At 43.5% G+C, this 14,312-nt stretch carries 13 protein-coding genes and 1 tRNA gene; 7 read left to right on the top strand and 7 right to left on the bottom strand.

Going from position 1 to position 14,312, the window contains the following annotated elements:
- Positions 1-98 precede the first annotated feature (98 nt).
- The gene (locus tag GBN19_RS02530) at positions 99-1,325 is read right to left on the bottom strand and encodes an acyl-CoA dehydrogenase (RefSeq protein ID WP_111891827.1); all 1,227 of its coding nucleotides are present in this window, start codon (positions 1,323-1,325) and stop codon (positions 99-101) included.
- Positions 1,326-1,583: 258 nt separating this feature from the next.
- Between GBN19_RS02530 and GBN19_RS02525 the strand changes: the two genes are divergently transcribed.
- Positions 1,584-2,558 (top strand): LysR substrate-binding domain-containing protein, encoded by a 975-nt coding sequence (locus GBN19_RS02525; protein ID WP_151777032.1) that lies wholly within the window; start codon positions 1,584-1,586, stop codon positions 2,556-2,558.
- Positions 2,559-2,629: 71 nt separating this feature from the next.
- Here GBN19_RS02525 and GBN19_RS02520 read toward each other — a convergent pair.
- Together GBN19_RS02520 and cysS are read right to left on the bottom strand one after the other, a co-directional pair.
- Positions 2,630-2,705, bottom strand: a tRNA-Gly gene (locus GBN19_RS02520).
- A 63-nt stretch (positions 2,706-2,768) separates the two neighbouring features.
- The gene (cysS, locus tag GBN19_RS02515; RefSeq protein ID WP_151777031.1) at positions 2,769-4,190 is read right to left on the bottom strand and encodes a cysteine--tRNA ligase; all 1,422 of its coding nucleotides are present in this window, start codon (positions 4,188-4,190) and stop codon (positions 2,769-2,771) included.
- 221 nt (positions 4,191-4,411) lie between these two features.
- Here cysS and GBN19_RS02510 point away from each other — a divergent pair, with 221 nt between their 5' ends.
- From GBN19_RS02510 to GBN19_RS02485, 6 genes are all read left to right on the top strand, one after another.
- Positions 4,412-5,386: a KpsF/GutQ family sugar-phosphate isomerase gene (locus GBN19_RS02510; protein WP_151777060.1), complete on the top strand. Its 975-nt coding sequence runs from the start codon at positions 4,412-4,414 to the stop codon at positions 5,384-5,386.
- Positions 5,387-5,389: 3 nt separating this feature from the next.
- Positions 5,390-5,929: a KdsC family phosphatase gene (locus tag GBN19_RS02505; protein WP_151709212.1), complete on the top strand. Its 540-nt coding sequence runs from the start codon at positions 5,390-5,392 to the stop codon at positions 5,927-5,929.
- 27 nt (positions 5,930-5,956) lie between these two features.
- Positions 5,957-6,505 carry an LPS export ABC transporter periplasmic protein LptC gene (lptC, locus tag GBN19_RS02500; protein ID WP_151709211.1) on the top strand — a complete coding sequence of 183 codons (549 nt, stop codon included), beginning with the start codon at positions 5,957-5,959 and terminating at the stop codon, positions 6,503-6,505.
- Positions 6,489-7,076, top strand: coding sequence for a lipopolysaccharide transport periplasmic protein LptA (lptA, locus tag GBN19_RS02495; protein ID WP_151709210.1), 588 nt, complete (start codon positions 6,489-6,491; stop codon positions 7,074-7,076). Before lptC ends, lptA begins: the two co-directional genes overlap by 17 nt.
- Complete coding sequence (gene lptB / locus GBN19_RS02490) at positions 7,073-7,822, top strand: LPS export ABC transporter ATP-binding protein (protein WP_151709209.1); 750 nt, start codon at positions 7,073-7,075, stop codon at positions 7,820-7,822. The genes lptA and lptB overlap by 4 nt, the downstream gene beginning before the upstream one ends.
- Positions 7,823-7,919: 97 nt before the next feature.
- Complete coding sequence (locus GBN19_RS02485; RefSeq protein WP_151777059.1) at positions 7,920-8,675, top strand: IclR family transcriptional regulator; 756 nt, start codon at positions 7,920-7,922, stop codon at positions 8,673-8,675.
- Between the two features lie 11 nt (positions 8,676-8,686).
- Here the strand turns inward: GBN19_RS02485 and GBN19_RS02480 are convergent, their stop codons facing one another.
- From GBN19_RS02480 to lpdA, 4 genes are all read right to left on the bottom strand, one after another.
- Complete coding sequence (locus GBN19_RS02480; RefSeq protein ID WP_151777030.1) at positions 8,687-10,183, bottom strand: CoA-acylating methylmalonate-semialdehyde dehydrogenase; 1,497 nt, start codon at positions 10,181-10,183, stop codon at positions 8,687-8,689.
- Between the two features lie 56 nt (positions 10,184-10,239).
- Positions 10,240-11,400 carry an iron-containing alcohol dehydrogenase gene (locus GBN19_RS02475; RefSeq protein WP_151777029.1) on the bottom strand — a complete coding sequence of 387 codons (1,161 nt, stop codon included), beginning with the start codon at positions 11,398-11,400 and terminating at the stop codon, positions 10,240-10,242.
- Between the two features lie 416 nt (positions 11,401-11,816).
- The gene (locus tag GBN19_RS02470) at positions 11,817-12,875 is read right to left on the bottom strand and encodes a 2,3-butanediol dehydrogenase (protein WP_151777028.1); all 1,059 of its coding nucleotides are present in this window, start codon (positions 12,873-12,875) and stop codon (positions 11,817-11,819) included.
- 33 nt (positions 12,876-12,908) lie between these two features.
- On the bottom strand, positions 12,909-14,312 hold the full coding sequence (lpdA, locus tag GBN19_RS02465) for a dihydrolipoyl dehydrogenase (protein ID WP_151777027.1): 1,404 nt from the start codon (positions 14,310-14,312) through the stop codon (positions 12,909-12,911).

Genomic DNA, 14,312 nt, shown 5'->3' with positions numbered 1-14,312 from the left:
TTGCCTGTACTGCCATTCCCTCGGCATTTTGAAATTTTAAATCTCCTCAAGATGCCCATAACGAGCATCTCCAAGAATTTTTAATGAAAAGGTTTTATTTAGTTGGCAAATGCAGCAATGCCAGTTTGCGCACGCCCCAAAATCAAGGCATGAATGTCATGTGTACCTTCATAGGTATTGACCACTTCAAGATTAACCAAATGGCGGGCAATCCCGAACTCATCGCTAATGCCATTTCCACCCAACATGTCACGAGCGAGACGAGCAATCTCTAGTGCCTTGCCACAGTTATTGCGCTTGATTAAGGATGTGCCTTCCACTGCGGCAAGACCTTCATCTTTCATACGCCCAAAACGCAAGGCGATCTGTAAGCCGAGTGCAATTTCGGTTTGCATATCCGCCAGTTTTTTCTGAATGAGCTGATTGGCTGCAAGCGGTCGACCAAACTGCTGACGGTCGAGGGTGTATTGACGCGCGGTGTGCCAACAAAATTCTGCGGCGCCCATCGCTCCCCATGCAATGCCATAACGTGCGCTATTCAAACAGGTAAATGGGCCTTTTAAACCACGAACTTCAGGAAAGGCATTTTCTTCAGGGACAAAGACATCATCCATGACAATTTCCCCTGTAATCGAAGCACGCAACCCCACTTTGCCGTGAATTGCGGGTGCAGATAAACCTTGCCAACCTTTTTCTAAAATGAAACCGCGAATATCACCAACATTGCCTTCTTCTGACACTTCTTTTGCCCACACGACAAATACATCGGCAATCGGGCTATTGGTAATCCACATTTTTGAACCTTTCAGGCGATATCCCCCTGCCACTTTTTTGGCACGTGTTGACATGCCCGCAGGGTCTGAACCGTGATCAGGCTCAGTCAACCCGAAACAGCCAATATATTCACCTGTCGCCAGTTTCGGCAGATATTTTTGTTTCTGCTCTTCTGTCCCAAACTCATTAATCGGCACCATTACCAAGGAACTTTGCACGCTTGCCATAGAGCGATAACCCGAATCAACCCGTTCAATTTCACGGGCAATCAGACCGTAACTGACATAGTTTAAACCTGCCCCGCCATATTGTTCAGGAATGGTTGGCCCAAGTAACCCCAACTCCCCCATTTCTCGGAAAATGCGGGGATCTGTGGTTTCATGGCGGAATTGTTCAAGCACACGGGGCATAAGCTTATCTTGACAGTAAGCCGCTGCTGCATCGCGAATCATGCGTTCTTCTTCGGTGAGTTGATGCTCGATCAGAAATGGGTCTTGCCAGTTAAATTGGACACGTTCAGATTTTTTTGTTGTTTCCAGCATTTGATTCATTGTTTTCCTAGCCTGTTCTGGTTGATCTTTTCATTCATGCTACGATCAAGTTCTCCACTCAGGCAAACGATTCTTTTTCATGCAGACATGTGGTTTACGCATATCTTATTTCACAAAAAATGATCCGTTTTCAAAAAAGTATTTTAAATACAATGACTTTTATATTTTTATAAAATGAACATTTTATTTTTAAGGACAATCTATGTTATTTCTAAATACCTCATTCTAGAAATCCACCGATATGACAAGGATCGTGATATGCGTCGGATGATTCCATCTTTACAGTCACTGTTGTGTTTTGAATCTGCCGCCAAACATAAAAGCTACACCCACGCTGCGCAGGAACTGTGTATTACCCAAAGTGCTGTTTCCCGACAAATCCAACAATTAGAGGAATTTTTAAATCTGAGTTTATTTCAACGTACTCGCCACGGTGTTGAATTGACGCTGGCAGGCGAGCAGTATTTTAAAAGTATCAAATCTTCATTATTGAACATTGAACAAAGCACGATGGATCTTATGTCGCACAAAGGGCTTGGCGGCACACTGAAACTTGGCGTTGTTCCTACTTTCGCGACCCGCTGGTTACTACCTCGACTATATCGTTTCAATCAGATTTATCCTGAAATTACGGTGCATCTTGAAACCAGTACCAAGCCCTTTCTATTTAGTGAACATATTTTTGATGCTGCAATTTACGCAGGTACGCCGTCCCAACTTGAAAACTGGCCTGAGGCAAAGGTTGAATTTCTGATGCAGGAAGAGGTTGTTCCTGTCTGTTCGGTGCAGTTGATTCAAAAATATTTCCCCGAAATGGATCTAAATGCAATTGATTTGACTCCGCAGCAATTGAGTCAATTGCCTTTATTACAGCAAACGACGCGACCGTATATCTGGAAAGAATGGTTCAATGCAGCAGGTTATGACGATCCTTCTGCAATGGATGGACAACGCCATGAGCTTTTTTCCATGCTTGCAGTTGCCGCAACACATCACATGGGCGTGGCACTCATTCCTCAAATGCTCCTTGAGAAAGAATTGAAGAATGCTGATTTGGTGATTGCCTCTCGATTTAAACTGGTCGGTTCGCGTTCTTATTATTTTGTTTATTCGGAACAACAAAATAGTGGTTTGATTTTGAAGTTTGTAGAGTGGCTCAATCAGGAGGTTCAAGCTTATCAGCACAATGACATAGCGCGACGTGCTTCATCGAGCATCATCAAAACCGAATAAAATCAGCTTTACTCTCATTTTAAACAGCATAAAAAAAGCCCCAAGATTTAATCTTGAGGCTTTTTAAATTTTGGAGCGGGAAACGAGACTCGAACTCGCGACCCCAACCTTGGCAAGGTTATGCTCTACCAACTGAGCTATTCCCGCAATATGGACGCATTATAGAGTGTTTCAAAAAGCTGTCAACTCTTTTGGTGTCCAAGTGGTGATTTAATCAGCACGACGCCAAACAGTCCCTTGACGAGTATCTTCCAAAACCACACCTTGATCTAGCAATGACTGACGAATTGCATCCGCTTTGGCAAAATCTTTGGCTTTTTTGGCATCTTGACGTTGCTGAATCAAATCTTCGATTTGTTCTTCAGACAATCCTAAAGCTTCCTGACCAATATCTGACTTTAAGAAGTCCTCAACATTGTGCTGTACCAAACCTAGAATGTTAGTCAAATGACGTAAGGTTGAATAATAAACCGCTGCCTGTTCAGCATTTTCTTCTTTCACCGCGCGGTTCAGTTCTTTGTTGACTTCAAACAATACCGCAATGGCTTCAGCCGTATTAAAGTCATCACGCATAGCAGCATTAAAACGCTCAACCAGTGCTTGATCTAAAGTTTCAACGGTTTTTTCGCCATAAGCTTGCTGATACGCCTTAAATGAATGGTAGAAACGGCTGAGCGCAGTTTTCGCTTCTTTTAATGCCACATCCGAGAAATTGACTGGGCTACGGTAATGTGACGACACGATAAAGTAACGGATGACTTCAGGATGGAATTTGTCCATCACATCGCGAATGGTAAAGAAATTGCCTAAAGACTTCGACATTTTCTCACCATCGACATTAATAAAGCCGACATGCATCCAGTAATTCACGTACTGTTCGCCTGTTGATGCTTCACTTTGTGCAATTTCATTTTCATGATGCGGGAACATTAAGTCAGAACCACCACCATGAATATCAAAATGATTGCCGAGGCAGCAGGTTGACATTGCTGAACACTCGATGTGCCAACCTGGGCGACCTTGCCCCCAAGGTGAAGCCCAAGCAGGTTCATTTTCTTTGGCATGTTTCCAAAGCACAAAGTCAAATGGATGCTTTTTCTCGACGTCTACATCGACACGTTCTGAAGCGCCTGCTTGCATATCTTCAAGCTTACGACCCGACAAACGACCATATTTTGCAAACTTTTCAACTTGAAAGTAAACGTCGCCATTACTTGCAGGATACGCTGTGCCATTATCCACCAAATTCCCAATCATGCTTTGCATCTGGTCAATGTATTCAGTTGCACGTGGTGCTTCATCTGGGTGCAAACAACCCAGATTTTCAGCATCTTCATTCATTGCCTGAATAAAACGATCGGTCAATGCGGTGATGCTTTCGCCATTTTCATTGGCACGTTTAATAATTTTGTCGTCAATATCGGTGATATTGCGTACGTATTTAACCTTCCAACCCTGACTACGTAAAAAACGAATAATGTAATCAAATGCAACCATGACTCGAGCATGCCCAATATGACAATAGTCATAAACGGTCATACCGCAAACATACATGTCGATATGCCCTGCTTTACGGGGTACAAATTCAACTTTTTTACGTTGCTCAGAGTTATATAAAACAAAGGGTTGCATATAAAGTCTTCAAATGTTCAAACTAAAGATGCCTCATCATAACTGATGCACAATATTTCACAAAGTTTTATCCCTAAAAAATATAAGATAAGCATCTTGGCTGCGTAAGCCAAATTTGTAATAAGATTATTTGTGCTAAAATGGGCGCTATTATGAAGTCACATCCTCAATATATTTCCTATATTTTGGTAAGGTAGTTAATTTTGAATTCCATCAATATCATGAATCTAATTGATTTTAAAAAAGTCGCTTTAGAAACTTTAAAAATTGAACAGCAAGCCCTTGACGTTTTAGCCGCACAAATTGATGAACGTTTTGTAAAAGCCTGTGAAATTATCTTACAGTGCAAAGGTCGTTTAGTTGTTACAGGCATGGGAAAATCTGGGCATATTGGTCGTAAAATGGCAGCGACTTTTGCTTCCACAGGTACGCCATCTTTCTTTATGCATCCGGGTGAAGCAGGTCATGGTGACTTGGGTATGCTAGTCAAAGGTGATGTTCTCATTGCTATTTCAAATTCTGGGAAAAGTGATGAAATCATGATGCTCATGCCTCTGATTAAACATCTAGGTGTACCTTTGATTACCATTAGCCGCGATATTCAAGGCCCAATGCCACAAAATGCAGATGTGGCACTGACGCTTGGTGCGGCTGATGAAGCTTGTCCGCTAGGTCTTGCACCAACTTCAAGTACCACAGCGACACTGGCGTTGGGTGATGCGTTAGCTGTTGCTTTACTAGAGGCACGCGGCTTTACCTCGGATGATTTTGCACGTTCACATCCTGCAGGCGCTTTGGGTAAACGCCTATTACTCCATGTAGAACATCTAATGCATAAAGGAAAGGATCTTCCTAAAGTTTTACCAACAGCGCCAATGAGTCATGTTCTGTATGAAATGACGGAAAAACGTTTAGGTCTGACCACGATTACAGATGAAAATGATCAATTATTAGGTGTCTTTACCGATGGTGACTTGCGTCGCCTACTCAGCAAACAAAGTAATATTAATCTCAATATGCCCGTTGCCGAAGTCATGACTCATCATCCTGCTACAATTTCTAAGCATGCCCGTGCCGTAGAAGCACTTGAACAATTACGTGATAAAAAAATTAATCAATGTATTGTCACTGATCAAGAAGATAAAGTCATTGGTGTTATCAGCATGCATGACCTTATTCAAGCAGGAGTAGCATAAAACATGGCATCTTATGTGTTATTAGAACAAGCAAGCCACATTAAGGCTTTGGTTTTAGATGTCGATGGTATTTTAAGTGATGGTTTTGTCACCTTTACGAACACGGGTGATGAAATCAAATCTTTCGATATTCGTGATGGTTTAGGCATGAAACTCGCTCAACAAGCGGGTCTAAAAGTCATCATCATCACTGGACGAAAAAGCAATATCGTAGAAAAACGCATGTCTGACCTGAAAGTCGATTTGGTTTTCCAAGGTCGTGAAGACAAAGGTGTAGCACTTCGTGAAGCATGTGCGCAGTTCAACCTATTGCCAAAAGACTGTTTATATATGGGAGATGACTGGCCAGACCTTTCTGCATTTGCAATTGCAGGCATGAAAGTCACTGTTCCAAACGGTCACGTTGAAGTGCGTCGTCGCGCAGATTTGGTGACTCAAGCGATGGGTGGACGTGGTGCTGTACGTGAAGTGTGCGATATGCTGCTACAAGCCCAAGGTGTTTATCAAGAATTACTTGAAAAATTCACTGCTGTCCCGCATTAAGTAGCATTTGTTTGATAAACTATACTTATGGATACTAAAACTTTATATATCGCAGCGATTGTAATAGGAACCATAAGCGGTGGTTACTATTACTATAGCGGTAAAAGCAAAAAGCTCGATGTCAATGCTGCACGTAATATGACCTATGCAGCCAAAGACGTTAAAATCACCCAAACCGATCAACAAGGGTATGTTTCGGCACGCGCTTCAGTTGATGAGATGCGACAAAATAAACAAAATAATACATCTCAGTTATATAACTTCAATGCGACTACTTATAGTCATGGTAAGGTTGATGCCACTTATGCGGCTTCACGTGCCGATGGTTATGACGATAATCAAAAGATTATATTGTCTGGCAACGTAGTTGCCCACAAAAATACCACTCAAGGCGTTATGACTCTAAAGACTGATCAATTGACTGGCTATCCGAAAACTCGACAGTTAGAAACGACTCATGAAGTCACTGTTGACTCTTCTCAAAGCCAGTTTATAAGTCATGGCTTAAAAGCAGACTTAAACTCAGGACAATACGAGTTTTTCAATATTCGAGGAAACTATGCTCCTAAATCATAAACATTCATCTATTAAAGCGGTTTTCAATGTTGTCATTTTAGGAGCCCTATCTAGTACGGCAATGTCAGCATTTGCATTACCAACAGACCGTAATCAACCGATTTCATTGGTTGCAGACCGTGCAACTTATAATGATAAAACGGGTTATACCACCTATACAGGCAATGTGGTGATTGAACAAGGCTCCATGAAACTTCAAGCCGATTCAGTCACAGCACAACTCAATAAAAGTCGTCAAATCAGCACTATTACAGCCAACGGTCATCCTGCACGTTTTCAACAGAAAATGGATGTCAACAAAGGTTTAGCACATGGTGAAGGTCAAAAAATTGTTTACAATGCTGATACAGGAATTATTACGCTCAGTGGCAATGCCTATGTCAATCAAGATGGTGCTAGTCTGCGCGGCGCAATCTTACGTTACAGCATGAACAAAGGCGATATTGAAGCCATCGGAAGCTCATCTGGCGGTGCTGCAACCTCTACAGGTGCAAGCCAAAATAAAGGTCGTGTACAGATTGTGATTCCACCCAATGCATCACAATCAATGCCAGGAGCAAAAAGTAAATGAGTGATGCCCTCATCAATCAACCACAAAAGCTTCGCATTCGTCATCTTGCCAAAAACTACAGTAAACGCTGGGTCGTCAAAGACGTTTCTTTTGAAATGCACAGTGGTCAAATTGTGGGTTTGCTCGGGCCAAATGGTGCGGGTAAAACCACCAGTTTCTACATGGTGGTTGGCTTGGTTCGTATGGACAAAGGTGAGATTTATCTAGATGACCAAGATTTATCGCACTTTGCCATGCACGAGCGCGCACGTAAAGGCATTGGCTACTTGCCACAGGAAGCTTCGATTTTTAGAAAATTGACCATTGGTGAAAATATCATGGCGATTTTGGAAACGCGTAAAGACCTGAACAAAGCTCAGCGTGAACAACGCCTGAAAGAACTGCTCGATGACTTTAAAATCAGTCATATTAAAGATTCTTTAGGCATGAGCGTGTCTGGTGGTGAACGCCGTCGTGCCGAGATTGCACGTGCCTTGGCAGCCAACCCTAAATTTATGCTGCTTGATGAACCTTTTGCAGGGGTTGACCCGATTTCTGTTGGTGATATTAAAGAAATCATTCAAAACCTGAAAGATCGTGGTATTGGCGTGTTAATTACAGACCACAACGTGCGTGAAACACTGGCAATTTGTGAGAAAGCTTACATTGTCAGTGAAGGTTCTGTGATTGCTGAGGGTACAGCACAAGAGATTCTGGAAAATACCACAGTTCGTGAAGTTTATTTGGGTGAAGATTTCACCGTATAAAATTTCATTTACTGAATATTTTCAAAGCTGTATATTGAAAAATATACAGCTTTTTTACATTCGATTTAAGGATAAGGCAGGACAAGTGGCAGATCAAATCAAGAAAAAAGGATCGTCGATTACACGTGTACTCGAAATTATCGAGGCCATTGCAATAGCACAACATCCTCCTACTCCTCTCGATTTGGCCATCGCCCTCGATATTCCAAAACCAAGCATTCACCGTTTATTACAGACCTTAGAAAAAGAAGGGTTTATTAAACTCGATACTTATGGCGGTTATATTGTCGGGCGAAGAACTCATGCACTGCTCATCAGTTCATGGAATCAGGAACCCAAGAAAATTGAACGGCTTGCCATTTTGCAAAAGCTATCCAATCAGATTGGCGAAACTTGTGGCATTGCGATTTTACAAGACAATGAAATGCTCTACACCGATCGGGTACAAACCAACTGGCCCTTGCAAGTCTATTTACCTGTAGGTTCAAAAGTTCCATTATGGTGTACATCGAGCGGTAAACTGTTTTTAAGTTATTTAGAAAAAGAACGTCGGACGAATGTGCTGAAACATTTGCCGATTGAGCAAATGACGAAAAATACCTTGATTGACAAAACTGCGTTAGAGCAGAATTTACAAGAAATTTTTGAGCAGCAACTCGGAACAGATAATGAAGAATTTATCGCAGGCATGGTGGCGTGTTCTGTACCGATTTTAAATGCACAACAAGAAATCGTGGCTTGCCTATATACCCATGCACCCACAATTCGTAAGTCATTACAGGATTTGATGGTGTATAAACCTGTGCTACGCGAGGCAGCACAGGAACTCAGTCAATTGATTCAGCAAGGATAATCTGTATTCGATTAATTCAGTGTTGGCATTGAGAATTGTACGCCTTCGCGAACATTGCTCGATGGCCAACGTTGGGTAATGGTTTTACGGCGCGTGTAAAAACGTGCACCGTCTGGACCATAGGCATATAAATCACCAAACAATGAGCGTTTCCAACCACCAAAACTATGGTAAGCCACAGGTACAGGCAGCGGAACGTTCACCCCAACCATCCCGACTTGGATATGATCGGTAAAGTAACGTGCAGCTTCCCCATCGCGGGTATAAATACATGTGCCATTGCCATATTCATGATCATTAATCAGTTGCATGGCTTCTTGCATGGTCGCAACACGAATCACTTGTAGCACAGGGCCAAAGATTTCCTGCTTATAGCTGAGCATGTCTGGGCTCACATGATCAATCAGAGTTGCACCCACAAAGTAACCATTTTCATAGCCTTCAGGTGCAGCATGACGGCCATCGACCACCACCGTTGCGCCTTGCTGCTCGGCACTATCAATATGTCCGATCACTTTAGCTTTATGCTCTGCGGTAATGACTGGACCGAAGTCATTGTCTTTATTGGCAAAGTGTCCGTATCTTAAACCTTGCATACGTTCACTAAGCTGTTGTACCAAGGCATCGGCTGTTTCATCACCCACTGCAACTGCAACCGATAACGCCATACAACGCTCACCCGATGAACCGAATGCTGCACCCAACAATGAACTGACGACATTTTCAAGATCGGCATCTGGCATCACAATCGCATGGTTTTTCGCACCGCCGAGTGCCTGACAGCGTTTACCTGTCGAAGTTGCAGTCTGATAAATGTATTCGGCAATCGGAGTTGAACCAACAAAACTCACCGCTTGTACACGGCGATCGTGCAGCAAAGTATCGACTGCAACTTTGTCACCATTCACCACATTAAACACGCCATCTGGTAAACCTGCCTGTTTCAACAATTCAGCAAGAAACAGTGTTGAAGATGGATCTTTTTCTGACGGTTTCAAGACAAAACAGTTACCACAGACGATTGCCATCGGGAACATCCACAGCGGCACCATCACAGGGAAGTTAAATGGGGTAATCCCTACGACCACACCAAGCGGTTGAAACTCACTCCATGAATCAATCGATGGCCCGACATTTTTGCTAAATTCACCTTTTAAAAATTCGGGTGCGCCACAGGCATATTCCACATTTTCAATACCGCGTTGTAATTCGCCCGCAGCATCATGCACGATCTTGCCATGTTCAGCGCCAATCAACTCACAGATTTTATCGGCATGTTGTTCGAGTAATTCTTTAAATTTAAACATGACACGCGCACGTTTAATTACAGGGGTATCACGCCATTCAGGAAAAGCGGCTTGTGCAGCGGCAATCGCCTGCTCCACCGTTTCAACACTGGCAATCGCAACTTCTTTGCTTTGCTCGCCTGTTGACGGGTTATAAACGGCTTGGGTACGTGCATGGTCGTAACACAGTTTGCCTTGGATAAAGTGACCAATCATGTCCATTGTGGGAGTTCCTCGTTGTGATTCTGAGATCATTGTTGATTTTAAAAATAAGCCATTTACAGCCATAATTTTTGATAAAGCTGTACCATTTCTTCGCTGCTAGGTACAACAGGATTATTGTTTGGCGAACCCGATGCTAAAGCTTGTTCTGCCATAGTTTCAACCACGGCATCGAAATCAGCTTTATTGACCCCAAATTCTGCCAAAGTCGGCACTTTGAGTTCTCGATTGATCTGCTCTAGTGCAGCAACCAGTTTTTGATTAGCAAGATCTGTCGCATCATTGGGTTCTGCAACACCCATCACCTTGGCACAGGTGGCATAACGCTCAGGTGCAGCTTCAATCGAATAAGCCGTGATCATCGGTAATAACATCGCATTGGAAAGCCCATGTGGCACATGGAAAAATGCTCCGATTGGTCGGCTCATACCATGTACCAAAGCCACCGAAGCATTGGAAAATGCGATCCCTGCCAAGGTCGCACCAAGCATCATCTGTTCACGTGCGGTGGCATCTTCAGGATGCAAATAGACTTGTATCAGGTTTTGACCAATCAATTTCATCGCTGCGAGTGCTTGTGAATCACTGTATAGATTGGCTTTTTTACTGACATAAGCTTCAATGGCATGTGTCAGTGCATCAATGCCTGTATCGGCGGTGGTACGCGCAGGTAAACTCAGTGTTAGTTCATAGTCGACAATCGCAGCAACTGGCAAAAAGCCAATGCCCGTACACAGCATTTTTTCATGCGTGGCATCATCGGTAATAATCGTGAATTTGGTACATTCCGAGCCTGTGCCTGCGGTGGTGGGCATCGCAATAATCGGCAAACCTGTTTCATTCACTTGACGTGGGAATTTGTAGTCGCGGATCTCTCCACCAAATTTTCCTAAAATGCCAATCGCTTTGGCACTGTCAATGACACTGCCACCACCAATTGCAATGATCGCATCGTAATCTTGAGACTGAACTTTTTCGACACCCGCAGCAATCGAGCTGGCGGTCGGCTCTGGAATGGTATCGGCAAAGTAGTCGGTTGAGATATTGGCTTGAGCCAAAATCGCCTGTAATTGATCGACATAACCCAAAGACAGCATGACACGGTCGGTAATAATTAAGGGTTTGCTTGCCCCTAATGATGCCAAAATATCGGGCAACTGACTTCGAGCATTACGCCCAATTTCTAAAATACGTGGTAAAACAATATGGTGTGACATAGTTTCCCTCTATTGCATCATCATAATCTTTCAACTCATCACTCTCCTCATTCACGACGAGAAGCGGATTAATTGATATGACAACGAAGCTATCCTGAGCTTTTTAATTATTTAAAACGATACATATCGTATCATTATTAAATAAATATAAATTAACTTTCACATCCCCGCAAATCATTTTTGATTGACTTTAGTCCACAAGCCACTTTTCTATTTTCATGCCGTCATATTCTAAAAATAAAAAAACCGCTTGATTCAGCGGTTGGAGTTAAACACTAAATTTACAACAGGAAAGCCTGTCTTTTTCTTTTAATTTCAATCATAACAGTTACATGACTTCTCTCAACTCAATCCTATCTTCTTTGATTGAACACAAAGAATCGGGGTTAACTAAAAGAAGTCAGTGTTCTCTATATTTATGGATGAACAATAATTTTCACCGCAGATTCATTGTTGTGAATCAGAGTTTCAAACCCTTGTGACACTAAATCATCCAGTTGAATGCGCTGAGTAATAAACGGTTCAAGATTGATCTTACCTTGTTCAACCAGTTTGATGGTTTCCTGATGATCATTCACGTAGGCAATCGTGCCCCGCACATCCAGTTCTTTCATCACCACGCTATGTACATTGATAGTGGCAGGATGACTCCAGATCGACACAATCACAATCACACCTGTCGGTTTGGTTGCAGCGACCAAGGTATCTAAAACTTTGTTGACGCTGCTGCATTCAAAGGCAACATCGACACCGCGATCTTGGGTAATTTTCATGACTTCGGCGACTACATCAACCTGTGATGGATCGAGAATATAATCGGCCACGCCTGATTCTTTGGCTTTTTCCTTGCGCTTGCTACTGAGTTCGGTGATGATCACGGTTAAGCCTTTGGCTTTGAGAATCGCAGACAGTAATAAACCAATCGGCCCAGCACCACCCACCAACGCAATATCGCCTGCTTTCGCACCACTTCGCACATAGGCATGATGTCCCACCGAAAGTGGTTCAATCAGCGCTGCCTGATCAAGTGGAATGTCATTAGAAATCGGATGTACCCAGCGGCGTTTCACTGCAATTTTTTCAGATAAACCACCACCACGACCGCCCAACCCAATAAAGTTCATATTTTTGGAGAGATGGTAGTTTTCACCCGGGCCTGTCGGCACATCATCGGCAATGATATACGGTTCAACCACCACATGTTGCCCTATCTGAATATCCGTCACGCCTTCACCAACGGCATAGACTACGCCTGAAAATTCATGCCCCATCGTGATTGGTGCAGATTCACCCGAAATCGGATGCGGATGACCACACGGCGGAATAAAAATCGGGCCTTCCATAAATTCATGCAGGTCAGTGCCGCAAATGCCACACCATGCCACCTGAATGCCGACTGTACCTGCGGCGACTTCTGGTTCTGGAATATCTTCAATGCGGATATCCCCTTTGTCATAAAAACGTGCTGCTTTCATTGTTTTGTATCCGTCAAATGATGAGTCAAAAAGTTAAATATGAATCGCGCGTTGCATAGATGCCAAAATCGACTCATGCATCGCTTCCGATAAGGTTGGATGCGGGAAAATGACCTGTGCCAGTGTTGCATCGGTGGCTTCGAGATATTTGGCAATCGCAAAACCTTGAATATGCTCGGTAACTTCATGCCCGACCATGTGCGCGCCCAGTAATTCACCTGTTTCCGCATGAATAATAGTTTTAACAAAGCCTGCACTATCGCCAAGTGCTAATGCTTTACCATTGGCAGACAGTGGAAATTTACCAATATGAATCGGTAGATTTTGGGCTTTCGCTGCCGCTTCATGCAACCCGATACTGGCGACTTGTGGATGGGTAAAAATACACCCTGGAATCTGGCTACGATCTAGTGCATGTACACCTTGCACGCCTGCAATTTTTTCGACACACAAAATACCTTCGTGGCTGGCTTTATGCGCCAAACACGGAGCGCCCGCGACATCCCCAATCGCATACAGCCCGACAACATTGGTTTTGCAGAAGCTATCGGTCTGGATAAAGCCTTGCGGATTTAACTCCACACCCAAATCTTCCAATCCTAAATTTTGGGTATTCGGCTGCACCCCAATCGCTGAAAGTACCCGATCAAATTCAAGTGTCTGTTCACCTTGAGCAGTACTAATCACACATTGCACTTGTTCATTCACAATGCTGATGCTTTGAATCACGGCTTGAGTGAGTATCTGCATGCCTTTTTGCTGAAACTGTTTTTGCACATATTGGGCAACTTCAGCATCTTCAGTCGGTAAAATTTGCTTGGCGATATCAATCAGTGTGACCTGACAACCCAAGTCCTGATACAGACTGGCAAACTCGCTGCCGATTGCACCCGAACCCACCACCAGTAAACGCTTTGGCAATTGCTCAGGAACTAAGGCCTCTTTATAACTCCAAACATATTTGCTATCGACAGGGAGCTGCGGCAAATGCCGTGCCTGTGCACCTGTCGCCAAAATAATGTGCGGTGCCGTTAAAGTTTGCTGTTTTCCATTAGCATCGGTCAGTTGCAAGGTTTCTTTGCCGATCAGTTTGGCTTTGGCATCGAACACCGTAACCTGATTTTTTTTCAGCAAATGGGCAATGCCCTGTACCAGTTGTGCTGACACCTGACGGCTATGCTTGACCAGTTGTTGCAAATCAAACTCAAGCTGTGACACCTGAAAACCAAACTGTCCCGCATGTTTGAGTTGGGTTGCCAGTTCTGCACCCGCAAGTAAGGCTTTGGTCGGAATACAGCCCCAGTTCAGACAAATCCCGCCTAAATGCTGTGCTTCAACAATCGCGGTGTTCAGCCCGAGCTGGGCTGCACGAATGGCAGCCACATACCCTCCTGGTCCTGCACCCACCACCACCACATCAAATTGTGTTTCTGACAT

Source organism: Acinetobacter brisouii, assembly GCF_008993995.1.
GTDB lineage: Bacteria > Pseudomonadota > Gammaproteobacteria > Pseudomonadales > Moraxellaceae > Acinetobacter > Acinetobacter brisouii_A.
This window is presented reverse-complemented; position numbering and strand designations above follow the sequence as displayed.

Excerpts from the sequence above, each read along its gene's own strand:
- GBN19_RS02530 (WP_111891827.1), bottom strand. The coding sequence starts at position 1,325 with ATGAATCAAATGCTGGAAACAACAAAAAAATCTGAACGTGTCCAATTT.
- GBN19_RS02525 (WP_151777032.1), top strand. The coding sequence starts at position 1,584 with ATGCGTCGGATGATTCCATCTTTACAGTCACTGTTGTGTTTTGAATCT.
- cysS (WP_151777031.1), bottom strand. The coding sequence starts at position 4,190 with ATGCAACCCTTTGTTTTATATAACTCTGAGCAACGTAAAAAAGTTGAA.
- GBN19_RS02510 (WP_151777060.1), top strand. The coding sequence starts at position 4,412 with ATGAATCTAATTGATTTTAAAAAAGTCGCTTTAGAAACTTTAAAAATT.
- GBN19_RS02505 (WP_151709212.1), top strand. The coding sequence starts at position 5,390 with ATGGCATCTTATGTGTTATTAGAACAAGCAAGCCACATTAAGGCTTTG.
- lptC (WP_151709211.1), top strand. The coding sequence starts at position 5,957 with ATGGATACTAAAACTTTATATATCGCAGCGATTGTAATAGGAACCATA.
- lptA (WP_151709210.1), top strand. The coding sequence starts at position 6,489 with ATGCTCCTAAATCATAAACATTCATCTATTAAAGCGGTTTTCAATGTT.
- lptB (WP_151709209.1), top strand. The coding sequence starts at position 7,073 with ATGAGTGATGCCCTCATCAATCAACCACAAAAGCTTCGCATTCGTCAT.
- GBN19_RS02480 (WP_151777030.1), bottom strand. The coding sequence starts at position 10,183 with ATGGACATGATTGGTCACTTTATCCAAGGCAAACTGTGTTACGACCAT.
- GBN19_RS02475 (WP_151777029.1), bottom strand. The coding sequence starts at position 11,400 with ATGTCACACCATATTGTTTTACCACGTATTTTAGAAATTGGGCGTAAT.
- GBN19_RS02470 (WP_151777028.1), bottom strand. The coding sequence starts at position 12,875 with ATGAAAGCAGCACGTTTTTATGACAAAGGGGATATCCGCATTGAAGAT.
- lpdA (WP_151777027.1), bottom strand. The coding sequence starts at position 14,312 with ATGTCAGAAACACAATTTGATGTGGTGGTGGTGGGTGCAGGACCAGGA.